The sequence below is a fragment of the Leifsonia sp. Ger2509 genome (assembly GCF_055231915.1).
This window is the reverse complement of sequence record NZ_JBUYVB010000003.1, coordinates 1,912,890-1,926,573: the sequence shown is the minus strand read 5'-3', so window position 1 is coordinate 1,926,573 and position 13,684 is coordinate 1,912,890. Positions and strand designations below refer to the sequence as shown.

Genomic DNA, 13,684 nt, shown 5'->3' with positions numbered 1-13,684 from the left:
CCCGAGGAGGGGACGAACATGGAGCAGAACGAGCCGACCGCGTCCATCATGAATGCGCACAAACGTGCCTTGGAGAGTCTTCCGTTCGCCGACACCGCCGACTTCGAGGCCGTCGAGCGGGGTTTCCTCGGCACGCTGGACGATCCGGCGATTCGGAATGCCGCAGGCGACATCGTGTGGGATGCGTCGACGTACGACTTCCTGACGGGGGATGCGCCCTCCACGGTGAACCCCAGCCTGTGGCGGCAGTCGATCCTGGTGGCCAGGCACGGCCTGTTCGAAGTGGTCGAAGGCGTATACCAGGCGCGCGGCCTGGACCTCTCCGTGATGTCATTCATCGAGTCGGACAACGGAGTGATCGTGGTCGACCCGCTGATCTCGGCGGAAACGGCTGCGGCCGCATACGGGCTCTACACGAAGCACCGCGGTGAACGGCCCATCGTCGCCGTGATCTTCACCCACAGCCACGTCGACCATTTCGGCGGTGTGCTCGGCATCGTCAGCAGTGGCGATGTTCAGTCCGGGCGCGTGCAGATCGTCGCACCGGAGGGGCTCCTCGAGCACGCGATCGCCGAGAACGTCTACGCCGGCGTCGCAATGAGTCGGCGCGCCGGGTACATGTACGGCGCGGCGCTCGACCGCGGGCCGAAGGGACAGGTCGGAGCGGGTCTCGGCCAGACCACGTCGACCGGCTCACCCGGGATCCTCGTGCCCACGATCGATGTGGGTGAGACGGGGGAGACCCACACGATCGACGGGGTCGAGATCGAATTCCAGTTGGCGCCCAACACCGAGGCGCCTGCCGAGTTCCACTTCTACGTCCCGCGTTACCGGGCGCTGTGCATGGCGGAGAACGCCACGCACACCCTGCACAACCTGCTCACGCTGCGCGGTGCGCTCATCCGGGACCCGCACGTCTGGTCCCAATACCTGACCGAGGCGATCGAACGCTACGGCGACAGGGCGGATGTGCTGTTCACCTCGCATCATTGGCCCACCTGGGGAAACGACGACATCCTGCACTTCCTCGCGATCCAGCGCGACCTATACGCCTATCTGCACGACCAGACGCTCCGGCTGCTGAACAAGGGCTTCACCGGTCCGGAGATCGCCGAGGACTTCCCGATGCCGCCCGCGCTCGAAGCGGAATGGAGCACCCACGGCTACTACGGCTCGGTCTCGCACAACGTCCGCGCCATCTACCAGCGCTACATGGGCTTCTTCGACGGCAACCCGGCCCGCCTGTGGCCGCACCCGCCGCATCCCCTCGCGGAGCGCTACGTCGCTGTGATCGGTGGCATCGACAAAGTGATCGCGGCCGCCCAGCAGGCGTACGACGACGGCGACTTCCGCTGGGCCGCCACGCTCCTGGACCACGCTGTCTTCGCCCAACCGGACAATGCGGCGGCGAAGAGCCTCTATGCCGACACGCTCGAGCAGCTCGCCTACGGAGCCGAGAACGGGACCTGGCGGGACTTCTTCCTCTCCGGGGCCACCGAGCTCCGCGAGGGGAACTTCGGGACGCCGACGACGGCGAACGCGCCCGCGATCCTCGCTCAGCTGTCTGCGGAGCAACTGTTCGATGCTGTCGCGATCACGGTCAACGGTCCGAAGGCATGGGACCTGTCGCTGGTCTTCGACATCACCTTCAGCGATCTCGATCGGAGCTTCCACCTCACGCTCCGCAACGGAGTCCTGATCTACGTCGAGAAGGAACCGACCGGCGATGCCCAGCTCCACCTCACCCTGACGAAGGGGCGTTTCCTTCAACTCCTCGGTGGGGACACGAGCGCGGACGGTCTCACCGTGGAAGGAGACGCGGCCGTCCTCAGCGCGCTGACCGGCGTACTCGACCCGGGCGACCCCGGCTTCAACATCGTCCTGCCCTGAGCCGCCGGCCGATCCCTCGGTGTTCGAGTCGTCACGAACCGCCCTATCCGCTCGGAAAGAAGGTCGGTTAGCGACCACTCGATCGCGGTCAGATCTCCACGTCGCTGCCCATGGTGACCGTCCGCAGCGCGGGGAGGTCGAACCGGGCGGCCGGATCTGCGGCGTTGTGAGCGAGCGCGACGAACAGGGAGCGCCGCCAGCGGACCATCCCTTTCGCCCGGGTGGTGCGGATGGCCCCCCGGGAGATGAAGTACGACGCGGTCCGGATGTCCGAGGCCTTGAGTGGCAGCACGCCGGTGTCGCACGCCGCGCGCAGGGCTCGCGGGATGTCCGGTTCGTCGGAGAAGCCGAAGCGGATGCTCAGAAATTCGATGCCGTCGTCGGCGTAGCCGAGATCGTCGAAGTCGAAGGCCTCCAGCGTGGGCACGTGGGGGACCTGTGCGGTGGTCGCGGCGACGATGAGGACGTATTCGTGCAGGACGTGATTGTGCTTGACGTTCGCACGCAGGGCGAGCGGAGTGCTGTCCTTGTTCGGATGCGGGAAGATCGCGATCCCCGGAACCCGCGCGAGGTTCTTCGCCCGCACGTCCTCGATGAACTGCGCGAGCGAACCCTCCTTCCGCTTCCTGTCGTCCTGGACGAGCTTGCGGCCGCGTCGCCACGTCGTCATGACAGTGATGACCGCCGCGGCGATGAGCAGGGGCACCCATCCGCCGTTCACGATCTTCGGAAGGTTGCCGGCGAGGAACGCGAGCTCCAGACCACCGAAGATGACGGCTGCGGCGGCCATCTTCCACGGTCCCCAGTTCCACAGCGGGCGAGCGACGAGCACCAGCAGCAGCGTGTCCACCACCAGCGCTCCGGTCACCGAGATGCCGTAGGCCGTCGACAGCCGGTCGGATGAGCCGAAGGCGAGCGCGACGGCCATCACCCCGATGAAGAGCATGGCGTTGATGGCCGGCATGTAGATCTGGCCGCCTTCGTGCTTCGACGTCTGGCGGACGGTCAGCGGGGGCAGCAGCCCGAGCTGCACCGCTTGCCGTGACAGCGAGAACGCTCCGGAGATGACGGCCTGGCTGGCGATGACGGTCGCGGCCGTCGCCAGGATCACCACGGGGAGGCGTCCCCATTCCGGGATCAGCAGGAAGAACGGATTGGCGATCGCGCCGGGCTGGTGCAGGACGAGGGCGGCCTGCCCGAGGTAGTTGATGACGAGAGCGGGGAAGACGAGGAAGAACCAGGCGCGCCGGATCGGAGTCCGCCCGAAGTGCCCCATGTCGGCGTAGAGCGCTTCCGCTCCGGTGATGACGAGCACGACGGCGCCCAGCGCGATGAACGAGATGGACGGATGCCCCACGATGAAGAGCACCGCGTAGCTGGGCGACAGACCGAGCAGAACCGACGGGTACTGTACGACCATGCCCAGGCCGGCGCCCGCGAGCACCACGAACCACAGCACCATCACGGGCCCGAAGAGTGTGCCCACCCTGCCGGTTCCGAATCGCTGGACGACGAAGAGCACGACCAGGATCACCGCCGCGATCGGAATGACCAGGTGGGAGATGGCCGGCACAGTGACGTGAAGGCCTTCCACTGCGGAGAGGACACTGATGGCGGGCGTGATGATCGAGTCGCCGTAGAACAGGGCGACTCCGACGATGCCGATGACGAGAAGGATGCCGGCCTTGCCGGCCTGCTTCGAGTACAGCCGCTGGGCCAGCGCCGCCAGGGCCATCACTCCGCCCTCGCCGTCGTTGTCGGCGCGCATCAGGATGGTGATGTATTTGATCGACACCACGATCGTGATGCTCCAGAACATGAGCGAGATGACGCCGAACACATCGCTCTCGTTCGGGCGCACCGCTCCGCCGTCGAGCTGGAACACCGTCTTCAGCGCGTACAGCGGGCTGGTACCGATGTCGCCGAAGACCACGCCCAGGGCAGCGAGGGCCGCGCCGGCGAGAACGCGCGAGCGATGATTGCCGGGCGGGGGAGTCTTCTCGCGCCCTCCGTTGGACGCTTTCGTGTCCTCCGGTTCGGCTGACACCGTCATCGAGCGCCTCCACATCCGCTGCGCCGCGGAATCTCTTCTCGCATTAACGCAACGCTACCCCCGGATGATGGGAGTGGCCGCAACGACTATCGGTCGCCGCTGGGGCCCGCGATCCGGTAGTCGATGATGAGATAGCCGGTCGGCGAAATCTCGCTCCGGAGGGTCTCGAGCCTGAGCGGCGCCACACCGTCGAAGAGACGTCGTCCGCTGCCTGCGATGCCCGGGGCGATCACGAGCCGCAGTTCGTCGACGACGCCGCCGGCCAACAGCGCCCGGGCCACCGTGATGCTCGCATGCACGCCGATGGCACCTCCTGGTCCGCTCTTCAGTCGCCGCGCGAACTCGATCAGGTCGCCGTCGATGGCGTGCGCGTTCGTCCACTGCTGCTCCAGTGGCGTCGAGGTCGCGACGTGTTTCGTCACGGAGTTGATGAACGTCGCGAAGGGTTCGATCCGGCTGTCAGGCCAGAATCCGGCCCACTCGTCGAAACTGCGACGGCCGAGGATGACCGCATCCTGCTCGCCGATCACTGCGGCGAGGTTGCCATCCATCGCATCGTCCCACTCGGTGAAGAACCGGTTGGGATCCTCGGCCACGCCATCCAGGGACAGCAGTTCGTAAAGCACGATCTTCCGCATTCGCCCCACCTCCGGGCTCGTTGCGTCGGACTCTATCGAATCGGTGGGCGCACGACCAGCGGCCTGTTCTCGACACTCATGGGCTGATGGAGACCGCCACCGACCGCTGGCCGGTAGTGCAGCGGCGAGGCTGCGAGGATGCCACCGCCGACCAGCGCGAGTGCTGTGGCGACTGCGGCGGCCCGGATCAGGAGCCGGGGGGTGCCCTTCCTGAGCATGCGGCGCCCCAGCTCGACGAGGAAGAACCCTGCAAGCCCCCCGGACGTGTTGACGATCACGTCGGTGATGTCCGAACTCCCGATCGCGAGAACGTACTGGGTGGTCTCCAGCGCGATGCTTGCTCCTGCGATGCTGACGGCGGCGGTCCACCACCGCCACGACGGTGCGATCAAGCGCAGGTAGCTGCCGAACGGGATGAAGAGTGCGAAGTTCACCGCGACGTCGTACGGCGGGCTGGCGCCGCTGCCGTTCCATGCCACGAACGGGACGAGCTTGATGACGCGGTGCACGCCTCCGACGAACGGAACATCGAGCTTCCACAGCACGGCCCACACGAGCAGGAGCAGGTATGCCACGAACAGTGTGACGAGTCTGGCCTTTCCGGAGCGCATGACCCCAGTCAAACGGGCCGTGCGTTGCCGGGGCGTATGCGGTTCTCGATACGCCGACGATATGCGGCGGCTCCTAGCATGGAGCCTGTGCGCGTGCTGATCGTCGAGGACGAACCATATCTGGCGGAGGCCATCCGCGACGGGCTGCGCCTCGAAGCGATCGCCGCCGACACCGCCGGTGACGGCAACGCGGCGTGGGAGCTGCTGAGCATCAACGACTACGACATCGCCGTTCTCGACCGCGACATCCCTGGGCCTTCTGGCGACGAGATCGCGGCGCGCATCGTCGCATCCGGCAGTGGGATGCCCATCCTCATGCTCACCGCTGCCGACCGGCTCGACGACAAGGCGTCAGGGTTCGAGCTCGGCGCCGACGACTACCTCACCAAGCCGTTCGAGATGCGCGAGCTCGTGTTACGGGTCCGCGCACTCGACCGCAGGCGCGCTCGGAGCCGGCCGCCCGTGCGCGAGCTGGCGGGCCTCCGCCTCGACCCGTTCCGCCGCGAGGTCTTCCGGGACGGCCGCTATGTCGCGCTCACGCGCAAGCAGTTCGCCGTTCTCGAAGTGCTCCTCGAGGCCGAAGGAGGCGTCGTCAGCGCGGAGGAACTCCTGGAGCGGGCCTGGGATGAGAACGCCGACCCGTTCACGAACGCTGTGCGTATCACCGTCTCTGCGCTGCGCAAGCGGCTCGGCAACCCGTGGCTCATCGAGACCGTGGCGGGCGTCGGCTACCGCATCGACGTGGGATCGGACCCCGCGCGCGATACAGGCCGCCGTGAGAACACACGTGGATAGGATGCCCGGGCTGAGCATCCGCCTCAAGCTCACCCTCAGCTACGCGGGCTTCCTCATGCTCGCCGGCGCGCTGCTGCTCACGGCCGTGTGGCTGTTCCTCCTGCGCTACGTTCCGGCCAGGGCGATCGAGACCATCGGCGGTTTCGTGCCCGGCCGCGACGACCTCGTGCGGGCCTTCGTGCCTCCTGCAGCCTGGGCGATGCTCTTTCTTCTGGGGTTCGGGCTGGTGGGCGGATGGATACTCGCCGGCAGCATCCTCGCTCCGTTGGCGCGGATCACCGACGCCACCCGACTCGCGACGAACGGGGGGCTGTCGCACCGCATCCGCCTGCCCGGCCGCCAGGACGAGTTCCACGAACTCGCCGACGCGTTCGACGTCATGCTCGAACAGTTGGAATCGCAGGTCGCCGAGCAGCAGCGGTTCGCGGCCAACGCCTCCCACGAGCTGCGCACTCCGCTCGCGATCACGCAGGCTCTTCTCGAGGTCGCCCAGAACGACCCGGACCACGACACCGGGGTGCTCCTCGAACGCCTCCGGATCGTCAACGCCCGGGCGATCGAACTCACGGACGCGCTGCTGATGCTCAGCCGCGCGGACCAGCGCTCCTTCACCCGCGAGCGCGTGGACCTGTCCCTCCTGGCAGAAGAAGCAGTCGAGACTCTGCTTCCCCTCGCCGAGCTGCGCGGCGTGACTCTCACGGCAACGGGCGAGATCGCACAGACGGCCGGTTCGCCGGCGCTGCTGCTGCAGCTGACAACCAACCTCGTGCACAACGCGATCGTGCACAACCTCACCGAGGGTGGGATGGTGTGGGCCACGACCGCCGCCGGGCCTGAGTGGGTGACGCTCACCGTCGAGAACACGGGCGAGCTGCTCGATCCGGCGCTGGTGTCGACCTTCACGGAGCCGTTCCAGCGCGGCACCGAACGGGTGCACGCCGATCACGCGGGCGTCGGCCTGGGACTCGCGATCGTGAGGAGCATCGTGCGGGCGCACGACGGGCTGCTCACCCTCACCCCGCGCGAGGCCGGGGGCCTCTCCGTTTCGGTCCGGTTGTCTGCGGTGGGTGCGTAATCCCGAGGCTCTGCCGCTGTGAGCGGATCCCACCCCAATAGGATTGGGGCACCATCGGCAGAGTCGGGAGCATTTCGCGTTGGACACCATCCCCAGGTCAGCCCCGGACGACTTCCCGCGTCGTGGCGACCAGGGGCGGAAGACTCCGGATGCCATTGCGCGGCACGGCCGCCTGAAATCCGGCGGAGCCCTCGCGACCGTCTTCAGAGTGCTCGCGGCGACGCTGGCGGTCGTGCTGGTGAGCGGAGCATCCATCGCCACCATCGCCCTCTGGGATGTCTCCCGCAGTGTGAAACCGCCGGTGCACCTGGTCAGCGAGAAGACTGCGAGCCCCATCCCGCAGATCGGCGCGATCGACGGCGGCGTCAACCTTCTGCTGGTCGGGAGCGACAGCCGTCAGGGCCAGGACCCCATGTTCGGAACGGGCGCGGACGCCCAGGGTGTGCTCAACGACGTCACCATGCTGCTGCACATCTCGCAGGACCACACGAATGCGACCGTCGTGAGCTTTCCGCGCGACATGTTCGTGCGCATCCCCTCCTGTCCCGACCCGAAGGGCGGCAGCTTCTCGGCGATGTCGTCGCAGAAGATCAACACGACGCTCACCTACGGCGGCCTCCCGTGCACGGTGGAGACCGTCGCTCAGCTGACCGGGTTGAACATCCAGTTCGCCGCCCTCATCCAGTTCTCCGGCGTGATCGCCATGTCGAACGCGGTCGGCGGCGTGCCGGTCTGCGTCGCCCGCAAGATCGAGGACCGCTACACGAACACCTTCCTGGACCCCGGGATGCACACCCTCAGCGGCGTCGCAGCGCTCCAGTTCCTGCGCACCCGCCACGGCGTCGGCGACGGGTCCGACCTGGGCCGCATCAGCAACCAGCAGGTGTTTCTGTCGTCGCTCGTGCGCACCATCAAGAGCGCGGACACGCTCGCCAACCCGGTGAAGCTGTATGCGCTGGCGAAGGCGGCGGTGAGCAACATGCAGCTGTCGGAGAGCCTCGACAACCTCGACCGCCTGGTGCAGATCGGGCTCGCGCTGAAGGACATCTCGCTCGACAAAGTGGTGTTCATCCAGTACCCCACGGGCGTTTCAGGCGGCGGGGTCAAGCCGATCCCCGAGGCGGCGGATGCGCTCCTCGCGGCCCTCAAGGCGGACAAGCCGGTCGCGTTGTCGGGCGGCACCGGACCCGGCGACATCGGCTCCGTCGTGCAGTCGCCGGCGCCGACGGCCCCTGCACCGGGCGCCACGAAGGCCCCTGCACCGACCCCGTCAGCGACGAACGGGGCCGCGGTGCTTCCGGATGCGGACACCGGGCAGACGGCAGCCCAGGTGACCTGCTCCAAGGGGCGTACGCTCAACAAACAGTAGGCCGTAGGCCGCTCACGGAAAGGACCAAGCGATGACGGATGCGCGAACCGGCGGCACGACGCCCCCCGGCTGGCTCCCCGACCCCACCGGCGCCGAACGGCTGCGCTGGTGGAACGGTCACGACTGGACCGACCACTATGCAGCGCTTCCGCAGGCGGGTCCCCGGGCCCCGCTTCCCGGTGAGCGGCCGCGCATTCCCGACACGACGCCGGTCTACAACGTGTACATCTGGCTCGTCATCGGGGTGCCGATCCTGTCCATTCCTTTGCTTTTCCTCTTCTCTCCCGGAGTCTTCGAGTTCAACCCGCTCGGGTCGCGCACGGAAGTCGCGACGGCGACCGCGAGTATCCTTCTCGTATCCCTGGTGGTCGGGGTGTTCAGCTGGGTGCTCTGGGCGCTCACCGTGCTCTTCTCGTACCTCGACTACCGCGAACTCAAGCGTTCGGGCGTCGAGCGGCCGTTCCACTGGGCGTGGTCGTTCCTGTCGGCGTTCGTCTACGTGATCGGCCGCACCGTGATCGTGCACAAGGTCGCCAGGCCGCGCGGACTCGCGCCGATCTGGTGGCTCATCGGTGTGACCGTCGTCTCCGCGATCATTGCGGTCGTGTGGAGCATCAACCTCACGTCGTCGATCCTGCAGTACTACTACAACAACGGGTACAGCGGCGCGCTCGGGATCTGACGGGCGCTGAGGTGTGCTGAGCGGGCGGCTCTCGGCACCCTGAAAGAAGGCTGTCCGGCGCTGGCCCCTGCGTCCGTTATGATGGCTGTCGTGCGTCCGCATGCCGGTCGCGCTGGAGACGTCGCATAGTTCGGCCTAGTGCACCACCCTGCTAAGGTGGAGAACCCTTTACAGGGTTCCGTGGGTTCAAATCCCACCGTCTCCGCTCAACAAAATGCTGGTCAGAAGCGATTTTCTTCGCCCGGACCTGCGCTATTCGAGCCCTCGCCGGCTCTCAGCAATCGCTCCCCAGGACAGCGTTGCGGAGGATGTGCGCGGCCTTCAGCACTCGATGCCTCGACTTCCAGCCCGTGGGTCCGGAAGGAGGACGGGGCCACCTTCGCGTCGGCTACCGGTCGGCCGTTTGGTCCGCGAGGACGGTGATCATTCCCGCTGTGCGGACGGTGCTGAATCAGGCGCACCAGTCAGCTGATGGGCAGCAGGCCCATTCGGGCCGGCCACCCCAAGTGCCTGAGCAAATTCGCAGACCCGGGGAGTTTTCCGGCCGTCGAGGGAGGGGTACCGTCTTCGAAGCATGGATTGGAGATGGGTGTGAATGACGTGAAAAGTTTGTGGGCATCGGTGCAGGGTGACCCGGTATTCATGCGTCGGGTCAACGGCTGGCTGGCGTTGTTCTGGGTCGTGATGATCCCGGTTTCCATTGCAACGGGATGGGTGAACAGCGTCGTGTACGTCTCGGCGTTGTCGCTCTGGGCCCTCGTATCGGGGCACTGGTCCGCCTGGCAGGCAGCACGGGTCGAGGTCAAACAAGAAGCGGATGCAAAGCTCAAGGAAGAAGAGGATGTGCCGGCGGAGGTGGTCGCCGCGCTCGTGGCCGAGACGACCGTCGAGCCCATAACGGACGCTGCGCCCTCGCAGGCGTAAGACCGATCCACCGAAGCAACCACTGATCCGAGGATGGGGAGCACCCCGCCCGCACCCGACCCCGGATACTCCTACGGACGCTCTACTGAGATAGCTGCTGGTGCATCCCCGCGCGGATCAGAAGCACTCCCGCGATTGCAAAACCTATCCCTGGCAGGAGGGCGAACCAGGTCAGAGGAAGAGTGAACAGGCTCGCAAAGAACAGAACGATGCACCCGGCCGGAATTGCGATTGCCCATCTCGCCGACCCGTGCAGGGTGCGATCTGAAAGAAGCAACACGGCAGCAACAACAACCGCTGCGATGCTGATGAGGTACGCAAGCTCCGAAGGGCCCGGCCCGAGAGGCGAATGCGTCGCAATCTGCACGGTGTTCACCAAGACAACGGCCAGCCCGAGAAGACCGGCAACGATGAGCGCGACACGCCCCCGTCCCCGATAGGAAAAGCCTGTCGCGAGTAGCCCTCCGGCGATGATCACTGAGGGAATCACATTCACCGCAATGGACACGGGCGCTGGCAGGGGAACAGAGGCAAATCCACTGAAGACGATCAGTCGAGCCAACTCCATCACGCCGCCTATCAGGAGCAACAGCGCACCGATACGTCGATCAAGCCTCATGACGTGAGGATCGCACACTGTGAAATGGACGGCAAGGCGTGCGACCCGGCAGGTCCACCCACCGAATTAGTCGCAAGAAATACCGGGCTGCTCTTCTCACAGCCGGCGCCGCCGAGGCGATCGCCATCGAACGCCGGGACATCACGGCCAGGGCAGCATCCAACGACATCGTCACGACCCATGAGGAAGTGACAGGCTGACGCGCGGATGGTGCAGTGACAGGTTGCAGTGAGCCTCGCCCACTCGGCGCAAATGCGGCCATGCACACTCGCCATCGGGCATGGCCCGCGCCGCCGAACGGATGAACAATAGGAACGTATGCAACGACCCTCGCCACCGACGGGATGGAGCGGAACGATGACGTTCTTCGATCAGCAGGTCTGGGACGGCAAGACCTATGTAGGCGGGTGGCGCACCCTCTCGCGCGAGGCGACGGTCGTGTCGCCCTCGACCGCCGACGAACTGGCGCGTTATGCGGAGGCGGACGCTGCGGATGTGGCGGCCGCCGCCGCGATCGCTCTCGACGCTCAGCGCGAGTGGGCCGCGTGGGCACCCGACGACCGTGCGGCGGTGCTCCGGCGCGCGGCAGCGCTCATCGATGAGCATCAGGATGTGCTCTCCCGCTGGCTCATGGACGAGGCCGGCTCCGCATCGGGCAAGGCCGCGTTCGAGGCCGGACTGGTGAGCGGCGAGTTCTGGCAGGCGGCGGCGACGGCCCTGATGCCCTATGGGCAACTCCTGCGGACGAACCGCCCGCGGCTGAGTCTCGCCCGGCGCAAGCCGGTCGGGATCGTCGGCGTGATCTCGCCCTTCAACTTTCCGGGCATCCTGTCGGCGCGGTCGATCGCCCCGGCGATCGCGCTCGGTAATGCCGTGATCCACAAGCCGGACCCGCGCACGACGGTGAGCGGTGGGCTGTTCTTCGCGGGCATCCTGGAGGAGGCCGGACTTCCCGCCGGCGTCTTCAGTGTTCTGCCGGGCGGTCGGGAGGCCGGCGAGGCGCTCGTCGATCATCCCAGCATCCCTGTCATCTCGTTCACGGGATCGACCGCTGCCGGCCGCGCGATCGGAGCCCGGGCCGGACAGCACCTGAAGCGCATCCACCTCGAGCTCGGCGGCAACAACGCGCTCATCGTCCTGGCCGACGCCGACGTCGAGGCGGCAGCCTCGGCGGGCGCGTGGGGGTCGTTCCTGCACCAGGGCCAGATCTGCATGACGACCGGCCGCCACCTCGTCCACTCGTCGATCTATCCGCGCTACGTGGAGTTGCTCGCGGAGAAGGCGCGGAACATCCCGGCCGGCGACCCCGCGACCGGTGCTCCGCTCGGCCCGATCATCGACGAGCGCCAGCTGCAGAAGATCGACGGCATCGTCCGGGCCTCGGTCGAAGCAGGCGCGCGCCTGGTCGCCGGCGGTACGTACGACCGGCTGTTCTACGCGCCGACGGTTCTCGCCGAGGTGACGCGCGAGCATCCGGCCTTCTCGGACGAGATCTTCGGCCCGGTCGCGCCGGTGACCCCGTTCGACACGATCGACGAGCTCGTCGAGCTCGCCAACGCATCCGAGTACGGGCTCTCCCTCGGGATCCTGGGCGGCAACGCCTACGCGGCGTTCGAGCTGGCGGATCGGATCCCATCCGGCATCCTGCACATCAACGACCAGACGGTCGACGACGAAGCCCAGGCGCCGTTCGGCGGGGTTCGGGCATCCGGAACCGGTTCGCGCTTCGGTGGTCACGAGGCGAACATCGAGGCGTTCACCGAGACGCAGTGGGTGACCATCCAGGGCGAGATCGCGCGCTACCCGTTCTGACGCGGCGTGCTGTGGATAACAGGGATGTCGGCTACGGCCCCACCTAGACTGGTGCGCAGAACGAGCGAGCCGCCCCGATCTGGACACGCGGCGTGGGAGCCTCAGACGCGACCGGGAGGAAGATCAGTGGACGAACTTCTTTTGGTCCCGTTGTACAAACAAAGCGAAGCAGCCGCACTTCTCGGAATGCCGTCGTCGACGTTCAACCATTGGGCGAGCGGCTACACGACCTCGTCGGGAAATAGGAAAGCACCCTTCATCACCGTCGAACGGCCCGGGCGCGGGTACACAGTGCCGTTCGTCGGAGTCGCGGAGGCGTGGATCGTGCGTGCCTTCACGAACGCGGGTGTCCCGACCGCGAGGGTAAGGCCCGCGCTCGAGCAGCTTCGTACGCAGATCGGAATCGAGCACGCACTTGCTAGCGACCGGCTCAAGACCGACGGCGCAGATATTCTGTGGGATCTCCGGCAGAAGGATTCTACGTTCGACGACAATCGACTCGTCGTCGTGCGCAATGGTCAGGCGACGTTCGGCGAAATCGTTCGTGCGCACCTTCGGCACGTCGATTATCGCGATGGCTTTGTCGGCCAGCTCCGAATTCCTCGCGCCGACGGCGCCGATCTTACGCTTGACCCCCAGATCAACTTCGGCCAGCCGACACTGACTGAATACGGCATCCGCCGTGACGACATCCTTGACAGGATCGCGGCAGGCGAGACGATGGACGAGGTTGCCGCCGACTTCGACCTTCCGAGTCGGACTGTAGAGAACCTCGCGCTGTCGGCCGCGTAGGCGCAGACGGTGAGCAGCATCCGGTTCTTCTGCGACCGCAGTCTCGGCGATCATGAGGTACCGGACGCGCTCCGCGGAGCAGGATGGCTCGTGGTGAGCATGCGCGAGCGCTACGGTTCGGTGACCGCACAGCAGCTAGCTGACATCGACTGGATTCGTGACGCAAGCGCCGAAGGCGAGGTCCTTCTCACCGGCGACAAAACGATTGCAAAGCGTCCAGTGGAGGCACGGGCGGTCGTCACGGCAGAAGCGCGGGTATTCGCGCTTGGCAGCAGCCAGCTGACGGGCAGGGCAAAGGTTGACCGATTTCTCGGGAAGCAACGTGCGATCTTCCGGCGCGCGAACTCGATGCGCGGTCCTTACGTGGTGAGCGTTACCGGTCACGGGCTCGAGACGCTGAAGCTGCTTCAGTAGCGTGAGCGAG

Annotated in this window: 14 protein-coding genes and 1 tRNA gene; 11 read left to right on the top strand and 4 right to left on the bottom strand. The window is 66.5% G+C overall.

From position 1 onward, the window contains the following. Window positions 1-18 precede the first annotated feature (18 nt). The gene (locus tag ACV7NN_RS09475) at window positions 19-1,890 is read left to right on the top strand and encodes an alkyl/aryl-sulfatase (RefSeq protein WP_463349322.1); all 1,872 of its coding nucleotides are present in this window, start codon (window positions 19-21) and stop codon (window positions 1,888-1,890) included. A gap of 88 nt (window positions 1,891-1,978) precedes the next feature. Here the strand turns inward: ACV7NN_RS09475 and ACV7NN_RS09470 are convergent, their stop codons facing one another. From ACV7NN_RS09470 to ACV7NN_RS09460, 3 genes are all read right to left on the bottom strand, one after another. Then, window positions 1,979-3,943 (bottom strand): potassium transporter Kup, encoded by a 1,965-nt coding sequence (locus ACV7NN_RS09470; RefSeq protein ID WP_463349321.1) that lies wholly within the window; start codon window positions 3,941-3,943, stop codon window positions 1,979-1,981. Between the two features lie 86 nt (window positions 3,944-4,029). After that, window positions 4,030-4,581 (bottom strand): dihydrofolate reductase family protein, encoded by a 552-nt coding sequence (locus tag ACV7NN_RS09465; RefSeq protein WP_463349320.1) that lies wholly within the window; start codon window positions 4,579-4,581, stop codon window positions 4,030-4,032. 32 nt (window positions 4,582-4,613) lie between these two features. Beyond that, entirely contained in the window at window positions 4,614-5,192 is a 579-nt protein-coding gene (locus tag ACV7NN_RS09460) for a VanZ family protein (RefSeq protein WP_463349319.1), read from the bottom strand. A gap of 87 nt (window positions 5,193-5,279) precedes the next feature. On the opposite strand from ACV7NN_RS09460, the gene ACV7NN_RS09455 reads away from it, so the two are divergent. From ACV7NN_RS09455 to ACV7NN_RS09430, 6 genes are all read left to right on the top strand, one after another. Further along, window positions 5,280-5,987, top strand: coding sequence for a response regulator transcription factor (locus ACV7NN_RS09455; RefSeq protein ID WP_463349318.1), 708 nt, complete (start codon window positions 5,280-5,282; stop codon window positions 5,985-5,987). 1 nt (window position 5,988) lies between these two features. After that, complete coding sequence (locus ACV7NN_RS09450; protein ID WP_463351272.1) at window positions 5,989-7,062, top strand: sensor histidine kinase; 1,074 nt, start codon at window positions 5,989-5,991, stop codon at window positions 7,060-7,062. Window positions 7,063-7,141: 79 nt separating this feature from the next. After that, the gene (locus ACV7NN_RS09445; RefSeq protein ID WP_463349317.1) at window positions 7,142-8,431 is read left to right on the top strand and encodes an LCP family protein; all 1,290 of its coding nucleotides are present in this window, start codon (window positions 7,142-7,144) and stop codon (window positions 8,429-8,431) included. A 31-nt stretch (window positions 8,432-8,462) separates the two neighbouring features. Next, window positions 8,463-9,113 carry a DUF2510 domain-containing protein gene (locus tag ACV7NN_RS09440; RefSeq protein ID WP_463349316.1) on the top strand — a complete coding sequence of 217 codons (651 nt, stop codon included), beginning with the start codon at window positions 8,463-8,465 and terminating at the stop codon, window positions 9,111-9,113. A 114-nt stretch (window positions 9,114-9,227) separates the two neighbouring features. Continuing rightward, window positions 9,228-9,318: transfer RNA gene (locus tag ACV7NN_RS09435), tRNA-Ser, on the top strand. Window positions 9,319-9,704: 386 nt separating this feature from the next. Beyond that, window positions 9,705-10,037: a hypothetical protein gene (locus ACV7NN_RS09430; protein WP_463349315.1), complete on the top strand. Its 333-nt coding sequence runs from the start codon at window positions 9,705-9,707 to the stop codon at window positions 10,035-10,037. An 82-nt stretch (window positions 10,038-10,119) separates the two neighbouring features. On the opposite strand, the gene ACV7NN_RS09425 is transcribed toward ACV7NN_RS09430, so the two are convergent. Then, a complete protein-coding gene (locus ACV7NN_RS09425; RefSeq protein ID WP_463349314.1) occupies window positions 10,120-10,656 on the bottom strand; it encodes a hypothetical protein in 537 nt (178 codons plus the stop codon). A 38-nt stretch (window positions 10,657-10,694) separates the two neighbouring features. Between ACV7NN_RS09425 and ACV7NN_RS09420 the strand changes: the two genes are divergently transcribed. The 4 genes from ACV7NN_RS09420 to ACV7NN_RS09405 all read left to right on the top strand — a co-directional run bounded on the left by ACV7NN_RS09420 (window position 10,695) and on the right by ACV7NN_RS09405 (window position 13,674). Continuing rightward, complete coding sequence (locus ACV7NN_RS09420; protein WP_463349313.1) at window positions 10,695-10,856, top strand: hypothetical protein; 162 nt, start codon at window positions 10,695-10,697, stop codon at window positions 10,854-10,856. Between the two features lie 157 nt (window positions 10,857-11,013). Continuing rightward, window positions 11,014-12,468 carry an aldehyde dehydrogenase family protein gene (locus tag ACV7NN_RS09415; RefSeq protein WP_463349312.1) on the top strand — a complete coding sequence of 485 codons (1,455 nt, stop codon included), beginning with the start codon at window positions 11,014-11,016 and terminating at the stop codon, window positions 12,466-12,468. 24 nt (window positions 12,469-12,492) lie between these two features. After that, complete coding sequence (locus ACV7NN_RS09410; RefSeq protein WP_463349311.1) at window positions 12,493-13,260, top strand: DUF433 domain-containing protein; 768 nt, start codon at window positions 12,493-12,495, stop codon at window positions 13,258-13,260. Window positions 13,261-13,269: 9 nt separating this feature from the next. Then, window positions 13,270-13,674, top strand: coding sequence for a PIN-like domain-containing protein (locus tag ACV7NN_RS09405; protein WP_463349309.1), 405 nt, complete (start codon window positions 13,270-13,272; stop codon window positions 13,672-13,674). The last annotated feature ends 10 nt before the right edge of the window (window positions 13,675-13,684 follow it).

What these genes read in the sequence shown, in the direction of transcription:
- ACV7NN_RS09475 (WP_463349322.1), top strand. Translation starts at nt 19, where the DNA reads ATGGAGCAGAACGAGCCGACCGCGTCCATCATGAATGCGCACAAACGT.
- ACV7NN_RS09470 (WP_463349321.1), bottom strand. Translation starts at nt 3,943, where the DNA reads ATGACGGTGTCAGCCGAACCGGAGGACACGAAAGCGTCCAACGGAGGG.
- ACV7NN_RS09465 (WP_463349320.1), bottom strand. Translation starts at nt 4,581, where the DNA reads ATGCGGAAGATCGTGCTTTACGAACTGCTGTCCCTGGATGGCGTGGCC.
- ACV7NN_RS09460 (WP_463349319.1), bottom strand. Translation starts at nt 5,192, where the DNA reads ATGCGCTCCGGAAAGGCCAGACTCGTCACACTGTTCGTGGCATACCTG.
- ACV7NN_RS09450 (WP_463351272.1), top strand. Translation starts at nt 5,989, where the DNA reads ATGCCCGGGCTGAGCATCCGCCTCAAGCTCACCCTCAGCTACGCGGGC.
- ACV7NN_RS09440 (WP_463349316.1), top strand. Translation starts at nt 8,463, where the DNA reads ATGACGGATGCGCGAACCGGCGGCACGACGCCCCCCGGCTGGCTCCCC.
- ACV7NN_RS09425 (WP_463349314.1), bottom strand. Translation starts at nt 10,656, where the DNA reads ATGAGGCTTGATCGACGTATCGGTGCGCTGTTGCTCCTGATAGGCGGC.
- ACV7NN_RS09415 (WP_463349312.1), top strand. Translation starts at nt 11,014, where the DNA reads ATGACGTTCTTCGATCAGCAGGTCTGGGACGGCAAGACCTATGTAGGC.
- ACV7NN_RS09410 (WP_463349311.1), top strand. Translation starts at nt 12,493, where the DNA reads ATGTCGGCTACGGCCCCACCTAGACTGGTGCGCAGAACGAGCGAGCCG.